A 13,787-nucleotide genomic window follows, 5' to 3' on the forward strand; every position below is an offset into this window, starting at 1 on the left:
ATAATGGCTATAATTGAATTCAAATACTAAGGAGGAGTACCCATGAACATTATAGAACTGGATCTTGCTCAGAACCAGCAGGAAATCTCCCGCTTACTGGAGGAACACAGCCGCCGCATGGACAGCAACATTCCGCCCTATAAGCGCGAGGTGATCTCCCTGGCGGCCTATGAGAACGGCGTCTTCATCGGCGGCGTTACCGGGGATATGGTCTGGAATATTCTGAATGTGCACTTACTGGCCGTTGACCCCACCTACAGAGGCCATGGACTCGGCAAGGCCCTGCTGGAAGAGCTGGAGCACAGAGCCAGGCAACGCGGCTGTAAGGTAAGCGAGTTGACCACGATGAGCTGGCAGGCGCCGTTTTTTTATCAGAAGCAGGGGTATGAGATCTTCGGCGAGATCAAAGATTGTCCCCGCGAAGGCCAGACGAAATATTATCTTCAAAAAAAATTGCAGCCGTAATTCTCACTCTAAGCAAAAACGGTACCTCCTTTTGACAAGGACAGTACCGTTTCTGTAAGCAAAGCAAGGAGGATTGTTCAAGCCACACTGAAAATCACGTGCTTCCCGCCCGCCAGCGCCTTCCCGTAGAAGTCCAGCAGGCCTGCAAATTCACCCTTCAAAGCTGCCCTCAGCTCCTCCGCTACACCATCCGTCTTCAATTGATCGAAGTCCACCTGCTGCATCGCCGCAATAATGTCCTCCAATTCATCCTGCTCGGTGCACGCGAAGAACCCGTCCTCCTCTTCCACCTCAAACACATGGACCCCGACAACAGCTTCACTTAACGGATCGCCTTCGATAGGTTCACTGGCCGAGACTCCGGTTAGCGCGAGATGCAGCTCCTCCCACAGCTTGTCGATATCGTAATATTCACTTCCGCCTTCAATCAGCTTCTCCAGCGTATTCATCAGCTCTGAACCGTCCATCTCCATCATGCGCTCCAGTGTATCCTCATCCACCATGACATATTGACCCAGCATCCCCATCTGTCATTCCTCCCTCAATAAAATACAGCTGCCCGCGCTCCACTCTCCTTACAGAATAGGCGACAACAGCCGGGAAATCCCCTCTTTCAGCTTGATCACCAGCGAGCGCTGCGCATAACGTTCAACGGTCAGCTCAGAGCACAGTCTGACATCGTTCAGGAAAATGTCCTGGAGCTGTTCGGCAATCGCCCGGTCATACACAATGGCATTCACTTCGAAGTTCAGCCGGAAGCTGCGCGAATCGATATTCATCGTTCCGACAGAAGCAACCTCTCCGTCAGCGACAATCGTTTTGGCGTGCAGGAAGCCATTCTCGTAGAGCAGGATTTTGGCCCCGTAATTCAGCAGATCTCCGGCATACGCCCAGGTGGCCCAATACACGAACGGGTGGTCAGGCTTGTTAGGGATCATGATCTGCAGATCGACTCCGGAGAGCAGGGCGATTTTGCAGGCGTCCATGAAGCTGGTGTCCGGTATGAAGTACGGGGTCTGGATGTACACACTTTTTTTAGCCGATAAAATAAGCTTGATGTACATATTCTTCAGATGCTCAGTGGACGAATTGGGGCCGCTTGTAATAATCTGCACCGGGCTTGTCCCTGTATGGAGCTCCATGTTGAAGACAAATTCCCCGTAATCCCCGCGCTCATGCATCCCCGCCTGATGCCAGTCCAGGATGAATCTGCCCTGAATATGGCTGACAGCGTTACCGGTGATCCGGAGATGGGTGTCCCGCCAATAGCCGAATTTCTTGTCCAGCCCCAGGTACTCATCCCCCACATTGAAGCCGCCGATATAGGCGATGCTTCCGTCAATAATACACAGCTTGCGGTGATTCCTGTTGTTGATCCGGAAGTTCAGCGGCTTGATCAAGGACGGGAAGAACACTTCAACCTCGCCCCCTGCTGCACGTAATTCTCTGAAAAAATGCCGTGAAATCCGCTTCGAGCCGACTTCATCATATAACAGCCGCACCTTCACGCCTTCCATGGCCTTCACGATCAGCATATCCCTCAGCTCCCGGCCCAGACGGTCCGGCTGAATGATATAATACTGAATGTTGATCTCTGCGCGGGCAGTGCGGATATCCTCAAATAACGCGGCGAACTTCTGATGGCCGTCACTGTAAATAACAATCTCATTATCGCTGGACAACAGGCCATGCGACGAACGGATATTCATGTTGATGAGCTGGGCATAGTTCGTCAGCAGCTGCGACCTGTCATCCGCCCCTTCCGCGAAGGCTGCCAGCTGCTTGTCGGCTTCGGCCTGGACATATTCCTGCTCCTCGATGAAGAGCTTGTAGAAATTCTTTTTTTTGAGATTGCGTCCGAAGAAGATATACAAGACAAATCCCAGAATCGGGATGAAAAACAATACCATCAGCCAGGCCCAAGTGTACCCCGCCTCCCTGCGCTCAATGAACAGAAAGCCCAGGGCCAGAATGATGTTAATGAGGGTGACGACTGTGGTTAGACTTGCAAATTCCATGCTCTTTCCCCTTTTCTCTCTGTCTCTCTCTGCTGCCTAAAAGTCCTCCAGCACCTTGGACCTGTCGCCATGGATCCTGTCCAGATGCTCCTCTCCCCAGTAGCATAACAGGTCCAGCGCGGGCTTCAGCCCCCAGCCGTAGGCCGTCAGCTCATACTCCACTCTGGGTGGAATCTCCTGGTAGATGGTCCGCGAGATAATCTCATCGTTCTCCAGCCCTCTTAGCTGGGCAGTCAGCACTTTCTGGGTTAAGCCCGGAATGAGCCGCAGCAGCTCGGAGGTTCGCTTCTGTCCGGTCATAAGATGGTAGATAATTAACGGCTTCCACTTGCCGCCCATCACTTCCAGCGCCGCCTCTACGCCTACTTTGTACTTTTTGGGAACGCTATCGCCATTCTGTTCAGTCATTGCTTCTGCCTCCATTATGTAGGGTACCTCAATGTTCCTATGGAACATACACCTTCCTATAGAACAGCAAAGTGCGTACTTCCGGATTATTTTATTCCTGTTTATAATAGCATCAGCCAAGGAACATGGCTACAAACCTGCTATTAAGAAAGGTAGTGAAGATACAAGCATGAGCGTATTAATCGTCGTATCACACCCAAGACAAGATTCCCTGACCTTCCAGGTCGCCCGCCGTTTCGCAGAGGGATTGAGCCAGGCCGGCCATGATTATGAGATATTGGATTTGCATGGGATAGGATTTGACCCTGTTCTACAGGGGAGAGAGGAACTCAATATGACCGCAGGTGAACAGGAACAGCCCTATTCTCCTGAATTAGAGCGGGAAATGGAGCGGTTGCGGCAGCATGACGGCCTGGCATTTGTTTTTCCGCTGTGGTGGTGGCATCTGCCGGCCATGCTGAAGGGGTATATCGACCGGGTGCTGAACAACAGGGTTGCCTACGGCACAAGTAATCTGCATGATTATCGTGCGCTATGGCTGGCTCTGGCAGGCGTATCGGAGGAGCAGGTGAAGAAACGTAATTATGATGAGGCCACTACGCGTCTGCTGAACGTAGGAATTGCCGATTACTGCGGAATCACAGACTCCAAGGTTGAATTCTTTTACGAGACCCTGGATTCGCCGCCCGCGCATTATGAAGCGCTGCTGGAACAGGCCTATCAGGCGGGATTACATTATGGCAAGGGGGAGAACTGACACATCACAGGAATGAGGAAATCACAGCATCACATCAAATTCATTCACATAAACTGCATTGCCAGTCACTTCTATAGTGTTGCCGTTGTCCGACACGGACACCTGCACTCTACCGTCCCTGCCGATCTCAAGGCCCTGCTCAATTAGCAGCTCGAAGGAGGAGGCTTGTCCTTGTCCGCCGATGTACCTGGAATAATAAGCCCCCATCACCCCGGAGGCGGTGCCAGTCACCGGGTCCTCGGTGGTCCCAGAGAACGGGGAGGAGAAATGGCGGGCGTGCATATGCGCCTCAGGATCATACGTCTCCAGACAAAACGGGTGGATGGACGAGCGGGGCATCTCCTTCAGCACCTCAGGGAACCGCTGGTTGTCCGGCACCATCCGGGTGAAGGCGGCTAGGCTTGTAATCGGTACCAGTAAGGTCCAAGTTCCAGTGCTGCCGTACATGGTAGGCAGGGTCTGATCAATATCACCGGGTTCAAGGCCAATCGAGCGGGCCAGGTCCTCAAGTGATCCGTTAAAGGGTTGAAACTGCGGACTGGCCTGTCTCATCGTCATATAGAGGCTGCCGTGATCTTCTGTGAAACGGACGGGCAAGACTCCTGCTTTGGTCTCGATGGTCAGCTCGCTGGCGTTTCCAAGCAGACCCTTGGTCTTCATGGCATATAACAACGCCATGGTCCCGTGGCCGCAGAGATTAATCTCATGCCCCGGGGTAAAATAGCGGATTCTGAGATCCGCCAGGTTGGATTTTAACGGAAACGCCGTCTCATTGAAACCCACCTTCGCTGTGATCTCCTGCATTTGCTGCTCCGTGAGACCCTCGCCGTCCAGGACAACCCCTGCCGGGTTCCCCTTGTTCGGTATGCTGCTGAACGCATCGTAATGATAGACTTTGATGTTCTGCACACCTGCACCGCCTGTCTTTTTTGAGTAATATGATAGCATAAATGTATATAATGTGAATTTTAGATATTTAGGCATCATGATATGTTCGGTTTTCCGCATACATTCAGTTCATGGAAGCCGCGCGTGCCCAATGTGGTCGGTTTTTCGACTATATTGGGACCACACGCCTCCGTCACGCCCAATGTGGTCGGTTTTTCGACTACATTGGGACCACACGTCTCCACCACGCCCAATGTGGTCGGTTTTTCGATTACATTTGGACCACACGTCTCCACCACGCCCGATGTGGTCGGTTTTTCGACTACATTTGGACCACACGTCTCCACCATGCCCAATGTGGTCGGTTTTTCGACTACATTGGGACCACACGTCTCCGTCACGCCCAATGTGGTCGGTTTTTCGACTACATTGGGACCACACGTCTCCACCACGCCCGATGTGGTCGGTTTTTCGACTACATTGGGACCACACGTCTCCACCACGCCCGATGTGGTCGGTTTTTCGCATACATTTGGACCACACGCCTCCGTCACGCCCAATGTGGTCGGTTTTTCGACTACATTGGGACCACACGCCTCCGTCACGCCCAATGTGGTCGGTTTTTCGATTACATTTGGACCACACGTCTCCACCACGCCCAATGTGGTCGGTTTTTCGATTACATTTGGACCACACGTCTCCACCACGCCCAATGTGGTCGGTTTTTCGATTACATTTGGACCACACGCCTCCACCATGCCCAATGTGGTCGGTTTTTCGATTACATTTTTCCCATGAACCCCGCGCTAGGATGGCGTAAAGTAAGTTGTGTACCAAGATTTGGAGCCTAGTCAGGCACCAAAAAAGTAGGGTATCCTCGGGATTGCGAAACCACCAAGGAGGAACCCTACCAATGAATATTTTACCCGAAAGTTCGCTGAATAATCTATTTGAAAAACTTGTTAAAGATTTTGTGAAAGACAACATGGAACGCCTGTTGCGCGCCGAAATCCAGGGGTTTATGGAGAGTGAAGAAGCCGGCGCCAGCAATAGTCGCAATGGCTACTATACGCGAGACTTACACACGAAATACGGCCATATCGAGGATCTTCAGGTGCCCCGGGACCGCCAAAGCCTTTTCCAGACGCAGTTGTTTGAGCCGTACCAGCGGCGGGACGGATGGTTAGAAGAGGCCGTCATCCAAATGTATAAATCGGGCATGGGTACGCGGGATGTGGCCCGGTTCATTGAAAGTATGTTTGGCAGCCACTACTCCCCCACCACGGTCAGCAATATTACGGCTACGGTGCTAGACGATATCCACCAGTGGCAGAAACGGCCACTGAGCAAACGGTACTCCGTCATCTATTTAGATGGGCTGTACGTGAAGCTGAAACGGGGCACGGTTCGTGGTGAAGTGGTCTACTTTGCGATGGGAATTGACGAGGAGGGCCAGCGTCAAATTCTCGGGTTCTACGTGGGTGGCCAAGAGAGTTCGAATGGCTGGCGGGAGGTACTCAAAGACCTGTACGACCGCGGAGCGCAGGAAGTCCTGCTGGGTGTGTTTGACGGGCTACCGGGACTGGATGCGGCGTTTAAAGAGACCTATCCTCAGGCGGATGTACAGCATTGCGTAGTGCACAAAGTGCGGGCCACGTTTCATAAAATTCGGGTGGAGCACAAAACCGATGTCATGGAGGCGTTGAAAACCGTATATACGGCACCGGATGAAGTGGTCGCCCGGGCTAACTTTGATACGGTCAAAGCGAAGTGGAACAAGCTGTATCCGAAGGAAATGAGGTCCTGGGAGGAACAGTTATCCACACTCCTGACGTTCTACAACTATCCGCTGTCGATCCGTAAAGCGATCTACACGTCGAACCCCATCGAGCGGATGAACAAGGAAATCCGCAAGCGTCTGAAACCGATGAACAGTCTGACAAACATGGATGCCGCAGAGAAAATCGTGTACCTGGAGATGCTGGAATACAATGAACGTCATGCAGGGCGGGTCGCCCAAGGCTTTGGAGTGGATGCCGTTAAAAAGAAGCTAAAAGAGCTATTCGAAACACGCTACCCCTCTTTGCCCACACCGGAAGAGGCGTAACAGAGAAATCCAGTTTCTGGGAGTCGGGGTTCCCCCTCCCCCCAGAAACACTACATCCCAACCCGTAACCCGGGGGAGGCACTTCTACTCTTTTACACAAACTTCTTGACGCTACCCGCGCTAGCTCATTGTGTTCGGTTTTTCGCATTCACACACAAAAACAGCAACAGATCTCCCCCTAAAGAGGACGATATCCGTTGCTGCAATTATAGAAAACTATTCGATTTGTCTATTCACCCGCATCTTGCTTCCCCAACCAGGCTAACTCCGCCATTGCACGCAGCGGGCCGCGGAGGCTTGACGCCACTTCCGCTTCGGACTGTGCTTCCGGCTTGTCGCTCCAGATGGAGAAGGTAGTGCCGACCAGTTCACGCGGATAGGCTCCGGTATACTCCTGCTTAGCTTCCCCGGTACGGGCCGGGAACAGGCCGGGATGCCAGGAGGTGCGGATTTTCTCGCCTGTCGGATACTTATAGCCCGCATTTTCGCCCAGCACGTAGTACAAGTAGCCATCGTTATAGTTAATCACCTGATGTCCCTTGGCGAGAATGTCTTCCACCGGGGCCATCATCGGATGCCACTTCGTCCAATACGTGATTTGAATGGACGACTTGGGCGTGACCCGCTGAGTCTGATCCGCACGATAGAGGCCATCATTCCAGGCACGGACGGTCCAGCCCTTCGACTCCAGATGCTCAGCGACCTCGTTAAGGTAATCAATATACGTGTCCACGCCCGTGCCGCCGCTGATGTTCAGCACATTCCGGGCATACTCCGCGAGCTGCGGATACTTATCGAACTCCGCGAAGTTAATGAATTCATCCCCGCCGATATGAAAATAGCGGCTGCCCGCAAATAACTCCGCATATTCGTCAATCAAATCCAGCACGAACCGGCGGGCGGCCGGATTCGTAATATCAAGAGCCCCAGGAGCCGGAGTTCCCGCTGAATCCTTGAGCAGCCACTCGGGATGCGTGCGGAGAGCCTGCCCCAGATGTCCCGGCGAATCCAGTGAAGGAATGATATCCACATGATAACGCTGTGCCTCAAGGATAATCGCCTTCATTTCCTGTTTGGTTAAAGCTTGCTCCGACACCACCTCAGGATGGCTCTCACTCATCAGCCGGAAGCCTTCGTTCTCGGAGAAATGCAGCTGTAGCGTATTCAACCGCAGCCGGGACATCTCTCTGATCCGCTCCAGGAGCCAATCTTCGCTGTAGAATTTGCGGCCGATGTCGATATGCAGCGCCCGCTCCGGCATCACTGGATAATCGGTGATGGTGCCGCAAGGCACGGAGCCGTCATCGGTCAGCCGCTGGAGCAATGTCCACAGAGCATACATCACGGCACGTTCACTTGGCGCGGTGATCTTCGCATAAGTCCCGATATCAATGACGTAAGCTTCCTGGCTGTCCAGCTCTCCCGCTGCTTCAAGTTCTGTCAGTTCAATGACGATATCGCCCGAAGAGGGCGGCTCCGCGCCCCCGTGAACAAGCGTAATGATGTAGTCATCGGGGGTCAGAATGCCCGAGAATTGTCCCAGAACCATAAAGACTGTTTCATTCAAAACACTGTTATTATCCGACCTGGCATTGTCCACAATCCGGACCTTAGACCCGGCAGACAGCCGCCATGACTCCCCGGATGCCGCCGCTATCTGCTTCTGTACACCGGTAAGCGGGCCGTTATTGGCGGTGTGCCGCTCTAATGGTTCACCCATATTCATATCCGTATCCATACTTTTCCCACCTCTTCCTTCTTAGCGTGGATCAGCGCAGCCGGATGCCGACCGTTGAAATCTGATGTCCACCAAGCGGAAGCTTAAGCGAAGCCGTGCCTTCAGGCTGAAGCTCTTCACCTTTTGCTTCCAGTACATTCGAAGTATAGAAGGCGGCAACCGGCAGCACAGATTCCAGTTCCAGCTCGCAAGACTGTTCCGTAAGGTTGAACCAGCGAAGCAGCACATCGCCGCGCTCCTTGTTCAGCTTCATGGAGGAGAAGGCAGCGGTTCCGCCGCTCCAGCGGACGGCCGAATACACGGCAGGAATCGTTCCCGCGTGAACCTCTGCCTGCGCACAGGTCCAAGGAATCTGGAACTGGTAAGCAGCCGCAGCGGCACCGGAGGTTACAGCATCCCCGCTATGCGGCAGAAGCAGCATGTCTGCGGTCTGTTCACCCAGGCACTGGGCTTCCGGCGTAGGGAACCAGCCCCAATCGCCCATCTCGCCGACACTGCGGAGCAGCGTCAAGGCAATCGTATTGCGGCCATCCCGCATAATCTCGTATTCGTGTAATCCGAGGTTAGCAACCGTCAGGCCTGCATGCTCCCCGGCAACATCCACGAAGCACTGCTGATGCTGCGCATTGCTCGGGTTCTGCCATTCCGGTGCCGGCTCATTCGGACGTTCCGCCAGCTCGAACATCGAATCCACGCGGTGAGAGGCTGCGGCCAGATCCGCCGGGAACAGCATCCGCAGGCGGTGATCCTTAGCGGTATTACTGATGAAGCTTTTCACTTCCAGCCCTTTGCCGCTGCGCTCCAGTCTCAAGACCGTCCGCAGCTTAAGGGTTACTGTAGCGGCACTGCGCTGAGCCTGCCGCTCCGGATAATAGACCAGCGCACGCTGTTCTTCTTCCAGCAGGTCATCGGCCGAAGCCGGAATCTCCCAGGCATGGGTGATTTCGATGGAAGCCCGGTATGGCGTATCTTCAATAACAGCGATATCCGCGTTAAGGCCCAGAGTCGTCAGCGGCACTTCGCCCGCAGGCGCTCTGTACATATATTCATTCCCGATGTCACCGGTATTCTCGTAGACACCAAGGTCGCGATAGATCTTGCCGCTAGGCTTATGCTCCAGTGTGAAGGAGCCATCGGCCATAACCTCGACGCGCAGCGTGTCGTTCTCCAGCACACGTCCGCCGCGAACCAGCGATGAGGCTTCTTGAGCGGAAGCCGCCCCAACAGGGCGAACCCAGGCATAGGTGCGCAGCCCCAAGGCAGGCACATCCGCCGCCTCGAAGGTCAGCCGCACCCTACGGCAGCTATACGGCTGGCGGAACCGGTCATCCGGCAGATCATAGCCGAAGGAGAGACCCAGATCCTCCACCGTGCAAGGAATCGGCTGGCCTTGTTCATCGACCAGGATCCGTCCGGCCAGGTCCACAGCCTTCATAAGCCGGGCATTCTCTTCCAGCGGCAGTCCTTCGCGCAGATACTGGCGGGCCGCATCCAGCTCTATGGTCACGGTACCCGTGCGGCTCCAGCCGCTGGTATTGGTTACAATGAGCGGAAGTGCCTCTTCGCCGTAAGCGGCGAAGCCGGAGGTGTCCACCGCTGCGGTGATCGCCTGCATACTATCCGCCACGATGCCCTCAGCCGTGTGATAGCTTTTGTCGAAGCGGGTGACCATCTCGCGGTGCACCTCATCCACGCTGCAGCCGCAGATGGAATCATGCGGATGGTTCTGCAGCAGTGTCTTCCACGCATAATCCAGCAGATGATGCGGATACTCCCCGCCATGCTGCCCCGCGATAACCGCCAGCGGCTCAGCCACCTTTTCCAGCATGGCTTGTCCCCGTTGGTTGAGCTGCTTCAGGTACACGCGGGCGGAAGCGGTATTGACCAGCGTCCCCCAGCCGTCCGTGCGCTGGCTGCGCAGCTCACCCTTCACCGTGGACAGACTGCGGCCAGCCAGCGAAGCTTCCACAGCCTTGATGTAGTCCGGGAAGTTCGAGTGAACAAAGGAGACCTCCGGGTGCAGCTTCTCCGCCGTGCGGATTGCCTCCGGCAGGTCGGTCTGCAACGGCTGGTGATCGCAGCCGTTCATGAACAACAGCTGATCGGTCGCTGCATACTGCCGGGCATCGCCCAGCTTGCGCTCCCAGTAGCGGCGTGCCTCATCAAGCTCGACGGGAACCTCATTCCCGTTAGAATACCAGTTGGCGAACAGGATGCCCAGCACCTGCGAGCCGTCCGGCCCTTCCCAGACCAGCTCCGAGAACGAGGATTCATAGCCGTCATCTGAGACCATATTGTTGAAGCCCGTCGGCTTCACTCCGCGCCCGAAGAAGGCGTTAGTGATGCCGGCCTGCTGCATAAGCTGCGGAATCTGTCCGGTCAGGCCGAAGGTGTCCGGGAAATAGCCGATTTTGGACACTTCCCCATAGACTTCCGCATCCTGATGTCCTAGCTGTAAGTTACGTACATTGGCTTCCGGACTGGTGAGATAAGCATCCTGCAGAATGTACCAAGGTCCGATAAATATCCGTCCCTCACGGATATGCCGCGTGAGCCGCTCCCGGTTCTCCGGGCGGACCTGCAGATAATCCTCGATGATAATCGTCTGCCCGTCGAAGAAAAAGCTGCGGAAATCCGGGTTCTGCTCCAGCGTGTCCAGCAATGTGTCCACCAGTTGAATCAGCCGGATATGATGGCGCTCATAAGGCAGATACCATTCCCGGTCCCAATGCGTATGCGAGATAATATGTGCCGTCTGTTTAGTAGTCATAACCGGTTACCCCTCAATCTCCAGCGGATATTCATCCATATAGCTGATCAGTTCATCCACGGTCGTGAAGGCCAGTCCTGTCACTGTATCCGCACAGCCGTAGTAGATGGCAATCCGTCCGGTAGCCGCATCAGTCAATGCCGCGCAAGGGAACGTCACGTTCGGCACATCGCCGACACATTCATACAGCTCTTCCGGGCCGAGGATATAGTTGCGCGAGCGGGCTTTTACTTTCCAAGGCTGATCCAGATCCAGCAGCGCGACACCCATGCGGTAGACGAATCCGTTGCAGGTATTGATAACGCCGTGATAGATCAGCAGCCAGCCCTTGTCGGTTTCAATCGGAATCGGTCCGGGACCAATCTTCTTGGACTGCCAAGCAGAAGCGTCACCGTCCACCGTGCCCATCACATAGCGGTGCTTGCCCCAGAAGGTCAGGTCAGGACTCTCACTGTAAAAAATATCGCCAAACGGCGTATGCCCGGTATCACTCGGACGGCTGAGCATCGCATAATTGTCTCCGATTTTGCGCGGGAGCAGCACTCCGTTGCGGTTATACGGCAGGAAGGCATTCTCCAGCTGGTGGAAGGTTTTGAAATCAAACGTGTACGCCAGTCCAATCGTTGGGCCATGGTAGCCGTTGCACCAAGAGACATAATAACGGTCGTCAATCTTGCAGACACGCGGATCATAGCGGTACTCGCGCTTGGTGATCTCTTCATCGCCTTCAAATACGATCGGCTCATGGTTGATGTTCCAGTTCACGCCGTCTTCACTGAAGCCCGCGAAGATATCCATACTGACCGACCGCGAATCACAGCGGAACACACCAGCGAAGCCGCCCTCGAAGGGAATGACCGCCGAGTTGAACACACTGTTCGAGTTCGGAATGGCGTTGCGCGGAATGATCGGGTTGGCGGAATATCTCCACACCGGGGAATTCGTGCCCTCAGGCTTCTCCTGCCAAGGGATGTTCGGTAATGCTTCTCCAATAATTGTACTCATGCTCAGGTCTCCTTTATCTGTGAAAAATATTTAAATTGAACTTATGATTTTTATGTTATGGATTAGCCGTGACTCCAGAGAAGTTTTGGACTTCCGGCCACTGTTGTATGCAGATTTCTTGATTTTATACCGCTATTCGCGGTGGAAATCCGCATACAAAGGCGGACGCTATCGCTCCTCCAGTTCCAAAATTCTCCTCCGCCACTTTTCCCTAAACTTTAATGTTTTAGTTCAATATTTAGAGAATGTCTTCCTTCAGCGCCCGCAAAATCAGCTGCGAGAACAAGCTGTTCGACCAGGCGAACCACTTGCGGGTGAACACGGACGGATCGTCGGCGTGGAAGCCTTCATGCATGTAGCCGGTATCGGCATCGGTTGCTTCCAGCATAGCGATGACCGCCAGCCGCTCTTCCTTGCTGTCTGCGGTAATGCCCTGCATCGACAGCGCCATATGCCAGATATAACCCGGAGGGGTATGCGGGCTGCCGATTCCCTTGGCAGCTTTGCCCTCGAAGTAGAACGGATTCTCCTTGCTCAGCGCGAACCGTCTAGTATTCTGGTAGACCGGATCGTCATTGTTCAAATAGCCCAGGTACGGAATAGACATCAGGCCCGGTGTTCCGGCGTCGTCCATCAGGCTGTAATTGCCATACCCGTCTGTCTCGTAGGCGTAGATCGGTCCGAATTCGGGGTGGCGGTAGGTGCCGTACAGCTTGATGCCGTGATCGACCTCCTGCTCCAGTTCCTTCAGCTCAGCCAGGAAATCCAGATCCCGGAAGACCCACTCGGCAAAATCCTGCATCTGCCGCAGCGCCACCACGGCGAACATGTTCCCCGGAATGTTGTAGTGGAAATCGCAGGCGTCATCACTGGAACGGAAGCCGGACCAGATCATGCCGGTGTAATTCACGGGCATTCCCAGGCCGCCGTTACGGATGGAATCCTCCATAATCCCGTTGTTTCGCGTGAAGCGGTAAGGGGACTGCTCGGCATGATGCTGCTCGCGCTTGAACAGGTCGGTAATGACGCGGAGCATTTTTTTGAAATCGGCGGTGAAGAAATCGGTCTGCTTCGTCTCTTCCCAGTAAACATGGGCCAGCCGGATCACGAAGCACAGCGAGTCGATCTCGAATTTGCGCTCCCACACCCACGGCGACATCTCGGTCACATCGGCGGCATTCCAGTGCCAGTCATTGGCCGATTCATTGAACGCGTTGGCGTAAGGATCGATCAGCACATACTCTGTATGGCGCTTGATCAGTCCGCCGATAATCCGCTGCAGATCAGCATCTTCCGCAGCAAAAGGCACATAATGAATGACCTGCTCCACTGAATCGCGCAGCCAGCAGGCGGGGATGTCCCCCGTAATCACAAAGGTAGTTCCGTCATCAAGCAGCTTGGTGGTCGTCTCCAGTGTATTCGGGAAGCAGTTGCGGAACAGCCGTTGCAGCTTAGGCCGGTGGGCCAGCTTCGTTTCGGCGTCGGCCAGCACGGCCTGAATGGATGACGGCAGCGTAAGCTCCGGCATCTCGATGCGGGGAAGTCTGAATTGTTCCAAGGTAGTAGTCTCCTTCTTGCTTGATCTATTGTTTTGGAAGCTGAATTTCTTGATGGGAGTGGGAGTTGCGATA

12 protein-coding genes are annotated in these 13,787 nt (G+C 54.4%); 3 read left to right on the top strand and 9 right to left on the bottom strand.

Translation table 11 applies throughout. The features are described from left to right. Window positions 1–42 precede the first annotated feature (42 nt). On the top strand, window positions 43–465 hold the full coding sequence (locus NYE26_RS20885) for a GNAT family N-acetyltransferase (RefSeq protein WP_339249811.1): 423 nt from the start codon (window positions 43–45) through the stop codon (window positions 463–465). Window positions 466–542: 77 nt separating this feature from the next. Here the strand turns inward: NYE26_RS20885 and NYE26_RS20890 are convergent, their stop codons facing one another. The 3 genes from NYE26_RS20890 to NYE26_RS20900 are packed head-to-tail and all read right to left on the bottom strand — an operon-like array spanning window position 543 to window position 2,891. Next, on the bottom strand, window positions 543–992 hold the full coding sequence (locus NYE26_RS20890) for a DUF1877 family protein (protein ID WP_339249813.1): 450 nt from the start codon (window positions 990–992) through the stop codon (window positions 543–545). A gap of 48 nt (window positions 993–1,040) precedes the next feature. After that, window positions 1,041–2,483, bottom strand: a complete 1,443-nt coding sequence (cls, locus tag NYE26_RS20895; protein WP_339249815.1) for a cardiolipin synthase — start codon at window positions 2,481–2,483, stop codon at window positions 1,041–1,043. Window positions 2,484–2,519: 36 nt separating this feature from the next. Beyond that, entirely contained in the window at window positions 2,520–2,891 is a 372-nt protein-coding gene (locus NYE26_RS20900) for a helix-turn-helix domain-containing protein (protein WP_036731582.1), read from the bottom strand. A gap of 169 nt (window positions 2,892–3,060) precedes the next feature. On the opposite strand from NYE26_RS20900, the gene NYE26_RS20905 reads away from it, so the two are divergent. Next, window positions 3,061–3,648, top strand: a complete 588-nt coding sequence (locus NYE26_RS20905; protein WP_339249818.1) for an NAD(P)H oxidoreductase — start codon at window positions 3,061–3,063, stop codon at window positions 3,646–3,648. A 21-nt stretch (window positions 3,649–3,669) separates the two neighbouring features. Here the strand turns inward: NYE26_RS20905 and NYE26_RS20910 are convergent, their stop codons facing one another. After that, on the bottom strand, window positions 3,670–4,557 hold the full coding sequence (locus tag NYE26_RS20910) for a PhzF family phenazine biosynthesis protein (RefSeq protein ID WP_339249820.1): 888 nt from the start codon (window positions 4,555–4,557) through the stop codon (window positions 3,670–3,672). A gap of 74 nt (window positions 4,558–4,631) precedes the next feature. Then, window positions 4,632–5,039: a hypothetical protein gene (locus tag NYE26_RS20915; RefSeq protein WP_339249821.1), complete on the bottom strand. Its 408-nt coding sequence runs from the start codon at window positions 5,037–5,039 to the stop codon at window positions 4,632–4,634. Window positions 5,040–5,449: 410 nt separating this feature from the next. Here NYE26_RS20915 and NYE26_RS20920 point away from each other — a divergent pair, with 410 nt between their 5' ends. Then, complete coding sequence (locus tag NYE26_RS20920) at window positions 5,450–6,643, top strand: IS256 family transposase (protein WP_339249823.1); 1,194 nt, start codon at window positions 5,450–5,452, stop codon at window positions 6,641–6,643. Between the two features lie 229 nt (window positions 6,644–6,872). Here NYE26_RS20920 and NYE26_RS20925 read toward each other — a convergent pair whose 3' ends face one another. From NYE26_RS20925 to NYE26_RS20940, 4 genes are all read right to left on the bottom strand, one after another. Then, window positions 6,873–8,381 (bottom strand): glycoside hydrolase family 20 protein, encoded by a 1,509-nt coding sequence (locus tag NYE26_RS20925; protein ID WP_339249825.1) that lies wholly within the window; start codon window positions 8,379–8,381, stop codon window positions 6,873–6,875. A gap of 31 nt (window positions 8,382–8,412) precedes the next feature. Continuing rightward, window positions 8,413–11,151, bottom strand: a complete 2,739-nt coding sequence (locus tag NYE26_RS20930; protein WP_339249827.1) for an alpha-mannosidase — start codon at window positions 11,149–11,151, stop codon at window positions 8,413–8,415. Between the two features lie 6 nt (window positions 11,152–11,157). Beyond that, window positions 11,158–12,156 carry a glycoside hydrolase family 130 protein gene (locus tag NYE26_RS20935; protein ID WP_339249829.1) on the bottom strand — a complete coding sequence of 333 codons (999 nt, stop codon included), beginning with the start codon at window positions 12,154–12,156 and terminating at the stop codon, window positions 11,158–11,160. 238 nt (window positions 12,157–12,394) lie between these two features. Continuing rightward, window positions 12,395–13,714: a glycoside hydrolase family 125 protein gene (locus tag NYE26_RS20940; protein ID WP_339249831.1), complete on the bottom strand. Its 1,320-nt coding sequence runs from the start codon at window positions 13,712–13,714 to the stop codon at window positions 12,395–12,397. Window positions 13,715–13,787 lie beyond the last annotated feature (73 nt).

The sequence above is a fragment of the Paenibacillus sp. FSL P2-0136 genome (assembly GCF_037975325.1).
In the GTDB taxonomy this organism is placed as follows: domain Bacteria; phylum Bacillota; class Bacilli; order Paenibacillales; family Paenibacillaceae; genus Paenibacillus_AQ; species Paenibacillus_AQ silagei.

Excerpts from the sequence above, each read along its gene's own strand:
- cls (WP_339249815.1), bottom strand. The coding sequence starts at position 2,483 with ATGGAATTTGCAAGTCTAACCACAGTCGTCACCCTCATTAACATCATT.
- NYE26_RS20935 (WP_339249829.1), bottom strand. The coding sequence starts at position 12,156 with ATGAGTACAATTATTGGAGAAGCATTACCGAACATCCCTTGGCAGGAG.
- NYE26_RS20925 (WP_339249825.1), bottom strand. The coding sequence starts at position 8,381 with ATGGATACGGATATGAATATGGGTGAACCATTAGAGCGGCACACCGCC.
- NYE26_RS20930 (WP_339249827.1), bottom strand. The coding sequence starts at position 11,151 with ATGACTACTAAACAGACGGCACATATTATCTCGCATACGCATTGGGAC.
- NYE26_RS20885 (WP_339249811.1), top strand. The coding sequence starts at position 43 with ATGAACATTATAGAACTGGATCTTGCTCAGAACCAGCAGGAAATCTCC.
- NYE26_RS20905 (WP_339249818.1), top strand. The coding sequence starts at position 3,061 with ATGAGCGTATTAATCGTCGTATCACACCCAAGACAAGATTCCCTGACC.
- NYE26_RS20920 (WP_339249823.1), top strand. The coding sequence starts at position 5,450 with ATGAATATTTTACCCGAAAGTTCGCTGAATAATCTATTTGAAAAACTT.
- NYE26_RS20890 (WP_339249813.1), bottom strand. The coding sequence starts at position 992 with ATGGGGATGCTGGGTCAATATGTCATGGTGGATGAGGATACACTGGAG.
- NYE26_RS20900 (WP_036731582.1), bottom strand. The coding sequence starts at position 2,891 with ATGACTGAACAGAATGGCGATAGCGTTCCCAAAAAGTACAAAGTAGGC.